Below are 12,887 nucleotides of genomic sequence, written 5' to 3'. Positions count from 1 at the left end.
ATAATCCCGCTTTTTTTACGCCTCAATAATGCGGCGGTGGCGTCTCTTCTGACTGTGAAGCTATGTTTGAAGGCTGTGTGGCCTTGAGCTTTTCGGTCAACAGACGCATATGATCCCGCAGTTTCGCCATTTCGAGCTCATGCGCGGTAACGGTCTGGTTTAGCTCTTCGATGGTGATGTCCTGAAAGGCCAGGCGGCTTTCCAGCTCTGCCAGTCTCTCTTCTGTCATTGTGTCTTTCATGATTCACCTCGTTCATTTCTCTTTCGCCATAACGGGCGAGGGCGGCGAATTTTAACCGAGTTTATCCCTAAGTACAGTATCCATCCTATTGGCAAGAAACTTATTTAAACAAAAATAGTCTGAAAAGTGGCGAGAATCGGGAGAGTCTGTCTGTAGATTTCTTCCGCAACGTTTTATAGTACGCTACTCATTTACGTTTAACTCTGGGGTGAGAGTCCCCAGGCCCTGGAGATATGGATGAAATCACTGTTTAAAGTAACGCTGCTGGCAACCACGATGGCGGTTGCACTGAATGCGCCGCTGTCTTTCGCTGCTGATACTGCTGCGAAACCTGCTGCGACGACAGACAGCAAAGCGGCGTTCAAAAATGACGACCAGAAATCCGCCTACGCACTTGGCGCATCTCTGGGTCGTTACATGGAAAACTCTCTGAAAGAGCAAGAGAAGCTGGGCATCAAACTGGATAAAGCTCAGCTGATCGCCGGTGTTCAGGATGCTTTTGCAGACAAGAGCAAACTGTCTGACCAGGAAATCGAACAGACTCTGCAGGCGTTTGAAGCTCGCGTGAAAGGTGCTGCTCAGACCAAGATGGATGCTGATGCAAAAGACAACGAAGCAAAAGGCAAAGCCTACCGCGATACTTTTGCTAAAGAGAAAGGCGCCAAAACCTCTTCTACTGGCCTGGTCTATAAAGTAGAGAAAGAAGGTACTGGTGATGCGCCAAAAGACAGCGACACTGTAGTGGTTAACTACAAAGGTACGCTGATCGACGGTAAAGAGTTCGATAACTCTTACACCCGCGGTGAACCTCTCTCCTTCCGTCTTGATGGTGTGATCCCTGGCTGGACTGAAGGCCTGAAAAACATCAAGAAAGGCGGTAAAATCCAGCTGGTCATCCCACCAGATCTGGCTTACGGCAAAACTGGCGTTCCAGGCATCCCTGCGAACTCTACGCTGGTCTTTGAAGTAGAGCTGCTGGACATCAAACCAGCACCGAAAGCCGATGCGAAAACTGACGCGCCGGCAGACGAGAAAGCCGCGGCAGACGCCAAGAAGTAATGTTATGAAAACCGCCGCCTTTAAGGCGGCGGTTTTTTTTATTGTGGGGCAGATATAATTAACACTGGAAAGCGTTATACACGCTGTATTAATTTAGTTGTCCGTGTAGATAATGAGCCTGCCCTGAAAACCTAACGACAGGCTCCTGAAAAGGAGTGTTTTTTTCATGTCCAGGTCGCTTTTAACCAACGAAACCAGTGAGCTAGATTTGCTGGATCAACGTCCTTTCGATCAGACCGACTTCGATATTCTGAAATCCTACGAAGCGGTGGTGGACGGGTTAGCGATGCTCATTGGGTCCCACTGCGAAATCGTATTGCACTCCTTGCAAGATCTGAAGTGTTCCGCCATCCGCATTGCTAATGGTGAACATACTGGCCGTAAAATTGGCTCACCTATCACCGACCTTGCATTGCGTATGCTGCACGACATGACCGGCGCGGACAGCAGCGTCTCCAAATGTTATTTCACCCGCGCCAAAAGTGGCGTGCTGATGAAATCAGAAACTATCGCCATTCGAAATCGCGAGCATCGGGTGATTGGACTGCTGTGCATCAACATGAACCTTGATGTGCCATTCTCGCAAATCATGAGCACCTTTATTCCGCCAGAAACCCCGGACGTAGGCTCATCTGTTAACTTTGCTTCTTCCGTTGAAGACCTCGTTACGCAAACGCTCGAGTTCACCATCGAAGAGGTTAATGCCGATCGCAATGTCTCTAACAACGCCAAGAATCGTCAGATCGTGCTGAACCTCTACGAGAAAGGGATTTTTGATATTAAAGATGCCATTAACCAGGTGGCCGACCGTCTGAACATCTCCAAGCACACGGTTTATCTCTATATTCGTCAGTTCAAAAGCGGCGATTTCCTGGGGCAAGATAAGTAATGCGCTTTGCCCTGATGGTGACTGGCCCGGCTTATGGCACACAGCAAGCCAGCAGCGCGCTGCAATTTGCACAGGCGGTACTGGAAGCCGGACATGAACTGGTGAGCGTTTTCTTTTATCGCGAAGGCGTCTATAACGCGAATCAGTTTACTTCACCGGCGTCTGATGAATTTGACCTGGTGCGCGCCTGGCAAGCGCTAAACGAAAAGCAGGGTGTTGAATTGCATATCTGCGTGGCCGCTGCGCTGCGTCGTGGTGTGACCGATGCAACTGAAGCCGCGCGACTGGGGTTCCCGGCGGCAAATCTTCAGGCTGGTTTTTCTCTGAGTGGTTTAGGCGCCCTGGCTCAGGCCGCACTAACCTGTGATCGCATGGTACAGTTCTGATGAATCGCGTGGCTTTTGTATTTTCCTCTGCTCCGCATGGTAGCGCATCGGGTCGTGAAGGGCTTGATGCACTGCTGGCGACATCTGCGTTAACCGAAGACATTGGCGTTTTCTTTTTGGGGGATGGCGTGTTCCAGCTTCTTGCCGGACAACAACCCCAGGCGGTGCTGGCCCGCGATTACATCGCGACGTTCAAAGTTCTGCCGCTTTACGATATTGAAACGTTCTATGTTTGCGCCGATTCTCTGACATCGCGCGGGTTAAATGAAAACAGCGCGTTTGTCCTCGACGTAACGGTTCTTGCGGCTGACGCGCTGCGCGAACAACTCTCTCACTACGATACCATTCTGACTTTCTGAGGCTGTCATGCTCCATACCCTGAGTCATTCACCGTGGCAATGCGACATTGAAGCATTAGTAAGAATGCTGCGTGAAGGTGATGACCTGCTACTCATTCAGGATGGCGTGCTGGCGGCAATTGAAGGCAGCCGCTTCGTTGAAATCCTTACCAATGCCCCCATCTCTGTATCTGCGCTGAAAGAAGACATTGACGCGCGGGGTCTTGCTGGTCAAATTTCAGCCAAAATTGACGTCGTTGGCTATACTGATTTCGTCAATCTTGCTGTGACGCACCCCAGTCAAATGAACTGGTGATTTGAGATCGCTGTATATTTCTTGACACCTTTTCGACGTAGCCCTAAAATTTCGCGTCCTCATATTGTATGAGGTCGTTTTATTACGTGTTTACGAAGCAAAAGCTAAAACCAGGAGCTATTTAATGGCAACAGTTAACCAGCTGGTACGCAAACCACGTGCACGCAAAGTTGCGAAAAGCAACGTGCCTGCGCTGGAAGCCTGCCCGCAGAAACGTGGCGTATGTACTCGTGTATATACCACCACTCCTAAAAAACCAAACTCCGCACTGCGTAAAGTATGCCGTGTGCGTTTGACTAACGGTTTCGAAGTGACTTCCTACATCGGTGGTGAAGGTCACAACCTGCAGGAGCACTCCGTGATCCTGATCCGTGGCGGTCGTGTTAAAGACCTTCCGGGTGTTCGTTACCACACCGTTCGTGGTGCGCTCGACTGCTCAGGTGTTAAAGACCGTAAGCAGGCTCGCTCCAAGTACGGCGTGAAGCGTCCTAAGGCTTAATGGTTCTCCGTTAAGTAAGGCCAAACTGATTTATCTTAATGTCACACTAAACTCTTTGAGTTTTGGACAATCCTGAATTAACAACGGAGTATTCCCATGCCACGTCGTCGCGTCATTGGTCAGCGTAAAATCCTTCCAGATCCGAAATTCGGATCAGAACTGCTGGCAAAATTTGTAAATATCCTGATGGTAGATGGTAAAAAATCTACTGCAGAAGCAATCGTATACAGCGCGCTTGAGACCCTGGCTCAGCGTTCTGGTAAAAATGAACTGGAAGCTTTCGAAGTCGCTCTCGACAACGTTCGCCCAACCGTAGAAGTTAAGTCCCGCCGCGTTGGTGGTTCTACTTATCAGGTTCCAGTTGAAGTTCGTCCGGTTCGTCGTAATGCTCTGGCAATGCGTTGGATCGTTGAAGCTGCTCGTAAACGCGGTGATAAATCCATGGCTCTGCGTCTGGCGAACGAACTTTCTGACGCTGCGGACAACAAAGGTACCGCAGTTAAGAAACGTGAAGACGTTCACCGTATGGCAGAAGCCAACAAGGCGTTCGCACACTACCGTTGGTAATCCCTTCGGAGTCATAGTCACCAGACGGGCGCTTCAGAGAAGCTGCCCGTTCTGGGTTACTTAACTGAACGCCAAAGAAATAAACGAGGAATCAAATGGCTCGTACAACACCCATCGCACGCTATCGTAACATCGGTATCAGTGCGCACATCGACGCCGGTAAAACCACTACTACCGAACGTATTCTGTTCTACACCGGTGTAAACCATAAAATCGGTGAAGTTCATGACGGCGCAGCCACCATGGACTGGATGGAACAGGAGCAGGAGCGTGGTATTACTATCACCTCCGCAGCGACTACTGCATTCTGGTCAGGTATGGCTAAGCAGTACGAACCGCATCGCGTAAACATCATCGACACCCCGGGCCACGTTGACTTCACCATCGAAGTAGAACGTTCCATGCGTGTTCTTGACGGCGCGGTAATGGTTTATTGCGCAGTTGGTGGTGTTCAGCCACAGTCTGAAACCGTATGGCGTCAGGCGAACAAATATAAAGTTCCACGCATCGCGTTCGTTAACAAAATGGACCGTATGGGTGCTAACTTCCTGAAAGTTGTTGGTCAGATCAAAACCCGTCTGGGCGCGAACCCTGTTCCGCTGCAGCTGGCAATTGGTGCTGAAGAAGGCTTCACCGGCGTTATCGACCTGGTGAAAATGAAAGCCATCAACTGGAACGATGCAGATCAGGGTGTTACCTTCGAATACGAAGATATCCCAGCTGAGATGCAGGACCTGGCTGACGAATGGCACCAGAACCTGATCGAATCCGCAGCTGAAGCTTCTGAAGAGCTGATGGAGAAATACCTGGGTGGTGAAGAACTGACTGAAGAAGAGATCAAAAAAGCTCTGCGTCAGCGCGTTCTGAACAACGAAATCATCCTGGTAACCTGTGGTTCTGCGTTCAAGAACAAAGGTGTTCAGGCGATGCTGGATGCGGTAGTTGACTACCTGCCATCCCCGGTTGACGTTCCTGCGATCAACGGTATCCTGGACGACGGTAAAGACACTCCGGCTGAGCGTCACGCAAGTGATGACGAGCCGTTTGCTGCACTGGCGTTCAAAATCGCTACCGACCCATTCGTGGGTAACCTGACCTTCTTCCGCGTGTACTCTGGTGTGGTTAACTCCGGTGACACCATCCTGAACTCCGTGAAAGCGGCACGTGAGCGTTTCGGTCGTATCGTACAGATGCACGCGAACAAACGTGAAGAGATCAAAGAAGTTCGTGCGGGCGACATCGCAGCAGCTATCGGTCTGAAAGACGTGACCACTGGTGACACCCTGTGTAACCCAGATCACCCGATCATTCTGGAGCGTATGGAATTCCCAGAGCCGGTAATCTCCATCGCTGTTGAGCCAAAAACCAAAGCTGACCAGGAAAAAATGGGTCTGGCTCTGGGCCGTCTGGCGAAAGAAGATCCATCATTCCGCGTATGGACTGATGAAGAATCTAACCAGACCATCATCGCTGGTATGGGTGAACTTCACCTCGACATCATCGTTGACCGTATGAAGCGTGAATTCAACGTTGAAGCTAACGTTGGTAAACCTCAGGTAGCTTACCGTGAAGCGATTCGCGCTAAAGTTACTGATGTTGAAGGTAAACACGCTAAGCAGTCCGGTGGTCGTGGTCAGTACGGTCACGTTGTGATCGACATGTACCCACTGGAGCCGGGCTCTAACCCTAAAGGTTACGAGTTCATCAACGACATCAAAGGTGGTGTAATTCCTGGCGAATACATCCCTGCCGTTGATAAAGGCATCCAGGAGCAGCTGAAGTCTGGTCCTCTGGCTGGCTACCCTGTTGTTGACATGGGTGTTCGTCTGCACTTCGGTTCTTACCATGACGTTGACTCCTCTGAGCTGGCGTTTAAACTGGCTGCTTCTATCGCCTTTAAAGAAGGCTTTAAGAAAGCAAAACCAGTTCTGCTTGAGCCAATCATGAAGGTTGAAGTAGAAACTCCTGAAGAGAACACCGGTGACGTTATCGGTGACTTGAGCCGTCGTCGCGGTATGCTGCGTGGTCAGGAATCTGAAGTAACTGGCGTTAAGATCCACGCTGAAGTTCCGCTGTCTGAAATGTTCGGATATGCAACTCAGCTGCGTTCTCTGACCAAAGGTCGTGCATCATACACCATGGAATTCCTGAAGTATGATGACGCTCCTAACAACGTTGCTCAGGCCGTTATTGAAGCCCGTGGTAAGTAATCCACAGGATTAAAACCTAAGTCCCGTGCTCTCTCCGAAGGGGAGAGCACTATAGTAAGGAATATAGCCGTGTCTAAAGAAAAATTTGAACGTACAAAACCGCACGTTAACGTTGGTACTATCGGCCACGTTGACCATGGTAAAACTACCCTGACCGCTGCAATCACTACCGTTCTGGCTAAAACCTACGGTGGTTCTGCTCGCGCATTCGACCAGATCGATAACGCACCAGAAGAAAAAGCTCGTGGTATCACCATCAACACTTCCCACGTTGAATACGACACCCCGACTCGCCACTACGCACACGTAGACTGCCCAGGCCACGCCGACTATGTTAAAAACATGATCACCGGTGCTGCGCAGATGGACGGCGCGATCCTGGTAGTTGCTGCGACTGACGGCCCAATGCCTCAGACTCGTGAGCACATCCTGCTGGGTCGTCAGGTAGGCGTTCCTTTCATCATCGTGTTCCTGAACAAATGCGACATGGTTGATGACGAAGAGCTGCTGGAACTGGTAGAAATGGAAGTTCGTGAACTTCTGTCTCAGTACGATTTCCCAGGCGACGACACCCCAATCGTTCGTGGTTCAGCTCTGAAAGCGCTGGAAGGCGAAGCAGAGTGGGAAGCGAAAATCATCGAACTGGCTGGCTTCCTGGATTCTTACATCCCAGAACCAGAGCGTGCGATTGACAAGCCATTCCTGCTGCCAATCGAAGACGTATTCTCCATCTCCGGTCGTGGTACCGTTGTTACCGGTCGTGTAGAGCGCGGTATCATCAAAGTTGGTGAAGAAGTTGAAATCGTTGGTATCAAAGAGACTGCGAAGTCTACCTGTACTGGCGTTGAAATGTTCCGCAAACTGCTGGACGAAGGCCGTGCTGGTGAGAACGTTGGTGTTCTGCTGCGTGGTATCAAACGTGAAGAAATCGAACGTGGTCAGGTTCTGGCGAAGCCAGGTTCAATCAAGCCACACACCAAGTTCGAATCTGAAGTGTACATTCTGTCCAAAGACGAAGGCGGCCGTCATACTCCGTTCTTCAAAGGCTACCGTCCACAGTTCTACTTCCGTACAACTGACGTGACCGGTACCATCGAACTGCCAGAAGGCGTAGAGATGGTAATGCCAGGCGACAACATCAAGATGGTTGTGACTCTGATCCACCCAATCGCGATGGACGACGGTCTGCGTTTCGCAATCCGTGAAGGCGGCCGTACCGTTGGCGCGGGCGTTGTTGCTAAAGTTCTGGGCTAATTAATTATCCCTGAATAAAAAAAGGACGCTTCGGCGTCCTTTTTTATTGTCTTCATTTTCCTTGTCACAAATTTTCGCATTTTTTGTTCGCTCCCGTCCCGCATCTCCGCGTTTGTGCTATTGTAATCATAACTATTCTCACTTACACTTTGCGCATAATTTGAACGGGAGTATTTATGTACGTTTGTTTATGTAATGGTGTGAGTGACAAAAAAATACGTCAGGCCGTTCGCCAGTTCCACCCTCAATCTTTCCAGCAGTTGCGCAAATTTGTTCCAGTTGGAAATCAATGTGGTAAGTGTGTGCGCGCAGCTCGCGAAATCATGCAGGATGAGCTTATGCAGATCCCGGAGTATAAAGAGATCGCTTAAGGCCCAATCTTTTTTTTGACATCCCTGTAGCCCCATCTACGCTTCAATAAGTGGAAGCGGAGGGACTATATAATGAAAGGTGATGTTAAAATCATAAGTTATCTCAATAAATTATTGGGAAATGAGCTTGTCGCAATCAACCAGTATTTTCTCCATGCGAGAATGTTTAAAAACTGGGGCTTAAAACGTCTTAATGATGTTGAATATCATGAATCCATCGATGAGATGAAACACGCCGATAAGTATATTGAGCGTATTCTTTTTCTCGAAGGTATCCCCAATCTTCAGGATCTTGGCAAACTGGGCATCGGTGAAGATGTTGAGGAGATGCTGCGTTCCGATCTGGCACTTGAGCTTGATGGCGCCAAAGACCTTCGTGAAGCCATCGCCTACGCAGACAGCGTCCATGACTATGTTAGCCGCGATATGATGATCCAGATTCTGGCAGATGAAGAAGGCCACATTGACTGGCTGGAAACCGAACTGGATCTTATCGATAAACTCGGTATCCAGAACTATCTCCAGTCCCAGATTAAAGTGGAAGATTGATTACACTTTGCCAGCCATAGCATAAACCCGCTGCCGCCAGAAATGGCCCGAAAGGCAGTGGGTTTTTCAATACCGGATTATCCGGGTAACGACAAAACTGGATACCAAGATACAGAAGCGCGGTGAGTGCCGCCGTTAATGCAAGGCCAGGCAAAACACACCACCCGTACCAGGCTCCAAGCGCAGCAAGATATTTCACATCCCCATATCCCATTCCTTCGCGCTTACTCGCCAGTCGATATCCCCAGTAGATAGCCGCAAACCCCGCGTAACCTGCTATTGCCCCAATTACCGCGTTGGGTAGGAAACCAGGATTAACGCAAAGATGAAAAACAAGACCGCTCCACAAAAGCGGGCAGAGATATTTGTCCGGTAAAATCCCGGCAAGGATATCGCTGCGAACCAGTAGCACCGTCAGAACAAGATAGATAATCAGAAAGGGGAGAGTGGTTAGCATGTCGATACCTCAGAGAGTGTTTCCGGGCATCCTCTACGCAACGCCAGCCAGTGGCAAATAGCAAACTTTAGAGCTGCGCACCTGTTTCAGGGAAAATGAGTTAACCGGGTTACATTTCATACCACACTGCGGCCCGACACGCAGTGTGGCCCCAGGCGCTTAATTACTAAACTACACTTGCGTCTGGCTCAGATTTACGTATAATGCGCGGGCTTGTCGTAATTGACGGCTGGTTCAATCTGAACCGGGGTAACTCATTTTGTTACTCAACAATGCTCCCAATTGGGGGGCTACGTAAGAACGGTTACACTCTCCCATCAATCGTAATGGGTTTGAGGAGTAATCATTTTCGTTTATAAAATAATTGGAGCTCTGGTCTCATGCAGAACCAAAGAATCCGTATCCGCCTGAAAGCGTTTGATCATCGTCTGATCGATCAATCAACCGCGGAAATCGTCGAGACTGCTAAGCGCACTGGTGCGCAAGTCCGTGGTCCGATCCCGCTGCCGACCCGCAAAGAGCGCTTTACCGTTCTGATCTCCCCGCACGTCAACAAAGACGCGCGTGATCAGTACGAAATCCGCACTCACAAGCGTCTGGTTGACATCGTTGAGCCAACTGAGAAAACCGTTGATGCTCTGATGCGTCTGGATCTGGCTGCCGGTGTAGACGTGCAGATCAGCCTGGGTTAATCAGGTCATCGAGCGATTGAGAGGTTGATACAATGATTGGTTTAGTCGGTAAAAAAGTGGGTATGACCCGCATCTTCACTGAAGATGGCGTTTCAATCCCAGTAACCGTAATCGAAGTTGAAGCAAACCGCGTTACTCAGGTTAAAGATCTGGCTAACGATGGCTACCGCGCTATTCAGGTTACCACTGGTGCTAAAAAAGCTAACCGTGTAACCAAACCAGAAGCGGGTCACTTCGCTAAAGCTGGCGTTGAAGCTGGCCGTGGTCTGTGGGAATTCCGTCTTGCTGAAGGCGAAGAGTTCACCGTAGGTCAGGACATTAGCGTTGAGCTGTTTGCTGACGTTAAAAAAGTTGACGTAACCGGTACCTCTAAAGGTAAAGGTTTTGCTGGTACCGTTAAGCGCTGGAACTTCCGTACCCAGGACGCTACTCACGGTAACTCCTTGTCTCACCGCGTTCCGGGTTCTATCGGTCAGAACCAGACTCCGGGCAAAGTGTTCAAAGGCAAGAAAATGGCAGGTCAGCTGGGTAACGAACGTGTAACCGTTCAGAGCCTGGACGTAGTACGTGTTGACGCTGAGCGCAACCTGCTGCTGGTTAAAGGTGCAGTTCCGGGTGCAACCGGTAGCGACCTGATCGTTAAACCAGCTGTGAAGGCGTAAGGGGATAGCAATGGAATTAGTATTGAAAGACGCGCAGAGCGCGCTGACTGTTTCCGAAACTACCTTCGGTCGTGATTTCAACGAAGCGCTGGTTCACCAGGTTGTTGTTGCTTATGCAGCTGGTGCTCGTCAGGGTACTCGTGCTCAGAAGACTCGTGCTGAAGTAACTGGTTCTGGCAAAAAGCCATGGCGCCAGAAAGGTACCGGCCGTGCGCGTTCAGGTTCTATCAAGAGCCCGATCTGGCGTTCAGGTGGCGTGACCTTCGCTGCGCGTCCACAGGACCACAGTCAAAAAGTTAACAAAAAGATGTACCGCGGCGCGCTGAAAAGCATCCTGTCCGAACTGGTACGTCAGGATCGTCTGATCGTTGTCGAATCATTCTCTGTTGAAGCGCCTAAAACTAAGCTGCTGGCACAGAAACTGAAAGACATGGCTCTGGAAGATGTGCTGATCATCACCGGTGAGCTGGACGAGAACCTGTTCCTGGCCGCACGTAACCTGCACAAGGTTGACGTACGTGATGCGACTGGTATCGACCCGGTTAGCCTGATCGCCTTCGACAAAGTCGTAATGACTGCTGATGCTGTTAAGCAAGTTGAGGAGATGCTGGCATGATTCGTGAAGAACGTCTGCTGAAGGTGCTGCGTGCACCGCACGTTTCTGAAAAAGCGTCTACTGCGATGGAAAAAACTAACACCATCGTTCTCAAAGTTGCTAAAGACGCGACCAAAGCAGAGATCAAAGCTGCTGTGCAGAAACTGTTTGAAGTCGAAGTCGAAGTCGTTAACACCCTGGTAGTTAAAGGGAAAGTTAAACGTCACGGACAGCGTATCGGTCGTCGTAGCGACTGGAAAAAAGCTTACGTCACCCTGAAAGAAGGCCAGAATCTGGACTTCGTTGGCGGCGCTGAGTAAGTCGGAGGAGTAATACAATGGCAGTTGTTAAATGTAAACCGACATCTCCGGGTCGTCGCCACGTAGTTAAAGTGGTTAACCCTGAGCTGCACAAGGGCAAACCTTTTGCTCCGTTGCTGGAAAAAAACAGCAAATCCGGTGGTCGTAACAACAATGGCCGTATCACCACTCGTCACATCGGTGGTGGCCACAAGCAGGCTTATCGTATTGTTGACTTCAAACGCAACAAAGACGGTATCCCAGCAGTTGTTGAACGTCTTGAGTACGATCCGAACCGTTCCGCGAACATCGCGCTGGTTCTGTACAAAGACGGCGAACGCCGTTACATCCTGGCCCCTAAAGGCCTGAAAGCTGGCGACCAGATTCAGTCTGGCGTTGATGCTGCAATCAAAGCAGGCAACACCCTGCCGATGCGCAATATCCCGGTTGGTTCTACCGTTCATAACGTAGAAATGAAACCAGGTAAAGGCGGTCAGCTGGCACGTTCCGCTGGTACTTACGTTCAGATCGTTGCTCGTGACGGTGCTTATGTCACCCTGCGTCTGCGTTCTGGTGAAATGCGTAAAGTCGAAGCAGACTGCCGCGCTACTCTGGGCGAAGTTGGCAATGCTGAGCATATGCTGCGCGTTCTGGGTAAAGCAGGTGCTGCACGCTGGCGTGGTGTTCGTCCTACCGTTCGCGGTACTGCGATGAACCCAGTCGATCACCCACATGGTGGTGGTGAAGGTCGTAACTTTGGTAAGCACCCGGTAACTCCGTGGGGCGTTCAGACCAAAGGTAAGAAGACCCGCAGCAACAAGCGTACTGATAAATTTATCGTACGTCGCCGTAGCAAATAATTTTAGAGGATAAGCCATGCCACGTTCTCTCAAGAAAGGTCCTTTTATTGACCTGCACTTGCTGAAGAAGGTAGAGAAAGCGGTGGAAAGCGGAGACAAGAAGCCCCTGCGCACTTGGTCCCGTCGTTCAACGATCTTTCCTAACATGATCGGTTTGACCATCGCTGTCCATAATGGTCGTCAGCACGTTCCAGTCTTTGTTTCCGACGAAATGGTTGGTCACAAACTGGGTGAATTCGCACCGACTCGTACTTATCGCGGCCACGCTGCTGATAAAAAAGCGAAGAAGAAATAAGGTAGGAGGAAGAGATGGAAACTTTAGCTCAACATCGCCATGCTCGTTCTTCTGCTCAGAAGGTTCGCCTTGTTGCTGACCTGATTCGCGGTAAGAAAGTGTCGCAGGCCCTGGACATCCTGACCTATACCAACAAGAAAGCTGCGGTATTGGTCAAGAAAGTACTGGAATCTGCCATTGCTAACGCTGAACACAACGATGGCGCTGACATTGACGATCTGAAAGTTGCGAAAATTTTCGTAGACGAAGGCCCAAGCATGAAGCGCATTATGCCGCGTGCGAAAGGTCGTGCAGATCGCATCCTGAAGCGCACCAGCCACATTACTGTGGTTGTGTCCGATCGCTGAG

General features: G+C 50.1%; 20 protein-coding genes. 18 read left to right on the top strand and 2 right to left on the bottom strand.

All coding sequences use genetic code 11. The features are described from left to right. Positions 1-22 precede the first annotated feature (22 nt). Positions 23-241: a protein SlyX gene (locus tag N1249_RS20540; protein WP_259832752.1), complete on the bottom strand. Its 219-nt coding sequence runs from the start codon at positions 239-241 to the stop codon at positions 23-25. Between the two features lie 237 nt (positions 242-478). On the opposite strand from N1249_RS20540, the gene fkpA reads away from it, so the two are divergent. The 11 genes from fkpA (at position 479) to bfr (ending at position 8,679) form a co-directional block, all read left to right on the top strand. Further along, a complete protein-coding gene (fkpA, locus tag N1249_RS20535) occupies positions 479-1,300 on the top strand; it encodes an FKBP-type peptidyl-prolyl cis-trans isomerase (RefSeq protein WP_166718357.1) in 822 nt (273 codons plus the stop codon). Positions 1,301-1,466: 166 nt separating this feature from the next. Beyond that, positions 1,467-2,189 (top strand): transcriptional regulator, encoded by a 723-nt coding sequence (locus tag N1249_RS20530; protein WP_003861697.1) that lies wholly within the window; start codon positions 1,467-1,469, stop codon positions 2,187-2,189. After that, positions 2,189-2,575, top strand: a complete 387-nt coding sequence (tusD, locus tag N1249_RS20525) for a sulfurtransferase complex subunit TusD (protein ID WP_259832734.1) — start codon at positions 2,189-2,191, stop codon at positions 2,573-2,575. The genes N1249_RS20530 and tusD overlap by 1 nt, the downstream gene beginning before the upstream one ends. Then, positions 2,575-2,934 carry a sulfurtransferase complex subunit TusC gene (gene tusC, locus N1249_RS20520; RefSeq protein WP_259832730.1) on the top strand — a complete coding sequence of 120 codons (360 nt, stop codon included), beginning with the start codon at positions 2,575-2,577 and terminating at the stop codon, positions 2,932-2,934. The genes tusD and tusC overlap by 1 nt, the downstream gene beginning before the upstream one ends. 7 nt (positions 2,935-2,941) lie before the next feature. Continuing rightward, the gene (gene tusB, locus N1249_RS20515; protein WP_259832727.1) at positions 2,942-3,229 is read left to right on the top strand and encodes a sulfurtransferase complex subunit TusB; all 288 of its coding nucleotides are present in this window, start codon (positions 2,942-2,944) and stop codon (positions 3,227-3,229) included. Between the two features lie 124 nt (positions 3,230-3,353). After that, positions 3,354-3,728 carry a 30S ribosomal protein S12 gene (gene rpsL, locus N1249_RS20510; RefSeq protein WP_000246815.1) on the top strand — a complete coding sequence of 125 codons (375 nt, stop codon included), beginning with the start codon at positions 3,354-3,356 and terminating at the stop codon, positions 3,726-3,728. A 96-nt stretch (positions 3,729-3,824) separates the two neighbouring features. Beyond that, positions 3,825-4,295 carry a 30S ribosomal protein S7 gene (gene rpsG / locus N1249_RS20505; RefSeq protein WP_004106370.1) on the top strand — a complete coding sequence of 157 codons (471 nt, stop codon included), beginning with the start codon at positions 3,825-3,827 and terminating at the stop codon, positions 4,293-4,295. A gap of 95 nt (positions 4,296-4,390) precedes the next feature. After that, complete coding sequence (gene fusA / locus N1249_RS20500) at positions 4,391-6,505, top strand: elongation factor G (RefSeq protein ID WP_259832724.1); 2,115 nt, start codon at positions 4,391-4,393, stop codon at positions 6,503-6,505. A gap of 69 nt (positions 6,506-6,574) precedes the next feature. Further along, a complete protein-coding gene (tuf, locus tag N1249_RS20495) occupies positions 6,575-7,759 on the top strand; it encodes an elongation factor Tu (protein WP_014068448.1) in 1,185 nt (394 codons plus the stop codon). A 176-nt stretch (positions 7,760-7,935) separates the two neighbouring features. Continuing rightward, entirely contained in the window at positions 7,936-8,130 is a 195-nt protein-coding gene (gene bfd, locus N1249_RS20490; RefSeq protein ID WP_059180778.1) for a bacterioferritin-associated ferredoxin, read from the top strand. 72 nt (positions 8,131-8,202) lie between these two features. Then, positions 8,203-8,679, top strand: a complete 477-nt coding sequence (bfr, locus tag N1249_RS20485) for a bacterioferritin (protein WP_259832720.1) — start codon at positions 8,203-8,205, stop codon at positions 8,677-8,679. On the opposite strand, the gene N1249_RS20480 is transcribed toward bfr, so the two are convergent. Next, on the bottom strand, positions 8,663-9,136 hold the full coding sequence (locus N1249_RS20480; RefSeq protein WP_259832717.1) for an A24 family peptidase: 474 nt from the start codon (positions 9,134-9,136) through the stop codon (positions 8,663-8,665). The genes bfr and N1249_RS20480 overlap by 17 nt on opposite strands. 380 nt (positions 9,137-9,516) lie before the next feature. On the opposite strand from N1249_RS20480, the gene rpsJ reads away from it, so the two are divergent. Genes rpsJ through rplV form a run of 7 tightly spaced genes read left to right on the top strand, consistent with a single transcriptional unit; the run spans position 9,517 to position 12,886 of the window. Then, a complete protein-coding gene (gene rpsJ / locus N1249_RS20475; RefSeq protein WP_001181005.1) occupies positions 9,517-9,828 on the top strand; it encodes a 30S ribosomal protein S10 in 312 nt (103 codons plus the stop codon). Positions 9,829-9,860: 32 nt separating this feature from the next. Then, positions 9,861-10,490 (top strand): 50S ribosomal protein L3, encoded by a 630-nt coding sequence (gene rplC / locus N1249_RS20470; RefSeq protein WP_003863274.1) that lies wholly within the window; start codon positions 9,861-9,863, stop codon positions 10,488-10,490. Between the two features lie 10 nt (positions 10,491-10,500). Further along, positions 10,501-11,106, top strand: a complete 606-nt coding sequence (gene rplD, locus N1249_RS20465; protein WP_003031119.1) for a 50S ribosomal protein L4 — start codon at positions 10,501-10,503, stop codon at positions 11,104-11,106. Further along, positions 11,103-11,405 carry a 50S ribosomal protein L23 gene (gene rplW, locus N1249_RS20460; RefSeq protein ID WP_000617546.1) on the top strand — a complete coding sequence of 101 codons (303 nt, stop codon included), beginning with the start codon at positions 11,103-11,105 and terminating at the stop codon, positions 11,403-11,405. The genes rplD and rplW overlap by 4 nt, the downstream gene beginning before the upstream one ends. 17 nt (positions 11,406-11,422) lie before the next feature. Beyond that, positions 11,423-12,244: a 50S ribosomal protein L2 gene (gene rplB / locus N1249_RS20455; protein ID WP_000301859.1), complete on the top strand. Its 822-nt coding sequence runs from the start codon at positions 11,423-11,425 to the stop codon at positions 12,242-12,244. 16 nt (positions 12,245-12,260) lie between these two features. Then, a complete protein-coding gene (gene rpsS / locus N1249_RS20450) occupies positions 12,261-12,539 on the top strand; it encodes a 30S ribosomal protein S19 (RefSeq protein ID WP_001138115.1) in 279 nt (92 codons plus the stop codon). 14 nt (positions 12,540-12,553) lie between these two features. Further along, positions 12,554-12,886: a 50S ribosomal protein L22 gene (gene rplV / locus N1249_RS20445; RefSeq protein ID WP_002919773.1), complete on the top strand. Its 333-nt coding sequence runs from the start codon at positions 12,554-12,556 to the stop codon at positions 12,884-12,886. Position 12,887 lies beyond the last annotated feature (1 nt).

The organism is Enterobacter sp. CP102, assembly GCF_025152625.1.
Taxonomy (GTDB): Bacteria; Pseudomonadota; Gammaproteobacteria; order Enterobacterales; family Enterobacteriaceae; genus Enterobacter; species Enterobacter soli.
This window is presented reverse-complemented; position numbering and strand designations above follow the sequence as displayed.

Bases quoted from the DNA above. Each gene is read 5' to 3' on its own strand.
- N1249_RS20540 (WP_259832752.1), bottom strand. From the start codon at position 241: ATGAAAGACACAATGACAGAAGAGAGACTGGCAGAGCTGGAAAGCCGC.
- fkpA (WP_166718357.1), top strand. From the start codon at position 479: ATGAAATCACTGTTTAAAGTAACGCTGCTGGCAACCACGATGGCGGTT.
- N1249_RS20530 (WP_003861697.1), top strand. From the start codon at position 1,467: ATGTCCAGGTCGCTTTTAACCAACGAAACCAGTGAGCTAGATTTGCTG.
- tusD (WP_259832734.1), top strand. From the start codon at position 2,189: ATGCGCTTTGCCCTGATGGTGACTGGCCCGGCTTATGGCACACAGCAA.
- tusC (WP_259832730.1), top strand. From the start codon at position 2,575: ATGAATCGCGTGGCTTTTGTATTTTCCTCTGCTCCGCATGGTAGCGCA.
- tusB (WP_259832727.1), top strand. From the start codon at position 2,942: ATGCTCCATACCCTGAGTCATTCACCGTGGCAATGCGACATTGAAGCA.
- rpsL (WP_000246815.1), top strand. From the start codon at position 3,354: ATGGCAACAGTTAACCAGCTGGTACGCAAACCACGTGCACGCAAAGTT.
- rpsG (WP_004106370.1), top strand. From the start codon at position 3,825: ATGCCACGTCGTCGCGTCATTGGTCAGCGTAAAATCCTTCCAGATCCG.
- fusA (WP_259832724.1), top strand. From the start codon at position 4,391: ATGGCTCGTACAACACCCATCGCACGCTATCGTAACATCGGTATCAGT.
- bfd (WP_059180778.1), top strand. From the start codon at position 7,936: ATGTACGTTTGTTTATGTAATGGTGTGAGTGACAAAAAAATACGTCAG.
- bfr (WP_259832720.1), top strand. From the start codon at position 8,203: ATGAAAGGTGATGTTAAAATCATAAGTTATCTCAATAAATTATTGGGA.
- N1249_RS20480 (WP_259832717.1), bottom strand. From the start codon at position 9,136: ATGCTAACCACTCTCCCCTTTCTGATTATCTATCTTGTTCTGACGGTG.
- rpsJ (WP_001181005.1), top strand. From the start codon at position 9,517: ATGCAGAACCAAAGAATCCGTATCCGCCTGAAAGCGTTTGATCATCGT.
- rplC (WP_003863274.1), top strand. From the start codon at position 9,861: ATGATTGGTTTAGTCGGTAAAAAAGTGGGTATGACCCGCATCTTCACT.
- rplD (WP_003031119.1), top strand. From the start codon at position 10,501: ATGGAATTAGTATTGAAAGACGCGCAGAGCGCGCTGACTGTTTCCGAA.
- rplW (WP_000617546.1), top strand. From the start codon at position 11,103: ATGATTCGTGAAGAACGTCTGCTGAAGGTGCTGCGTGCACCGCACGTT.
- rplB (WP_000301859.1), top strand. From the start codon at position 11,423: ATGGCAGTTGTTAAATGTAAACCGACATCTCCGGGTCGTCGCCACGTA.
- rpsS (WP_001138115.1), top strand. From the start codon at position 12,261: ATGCCACGTTCTCTCAAGAAAGGTCCTTTTATTGACCTGCACTTGCTG.
- rplV (WP_002919773.1), top strand. From the start codon at position 12,554: ATGGAAACTTTAGCTCAACATCGCCATGCTCGTTCTTCTGCTCAGAAG.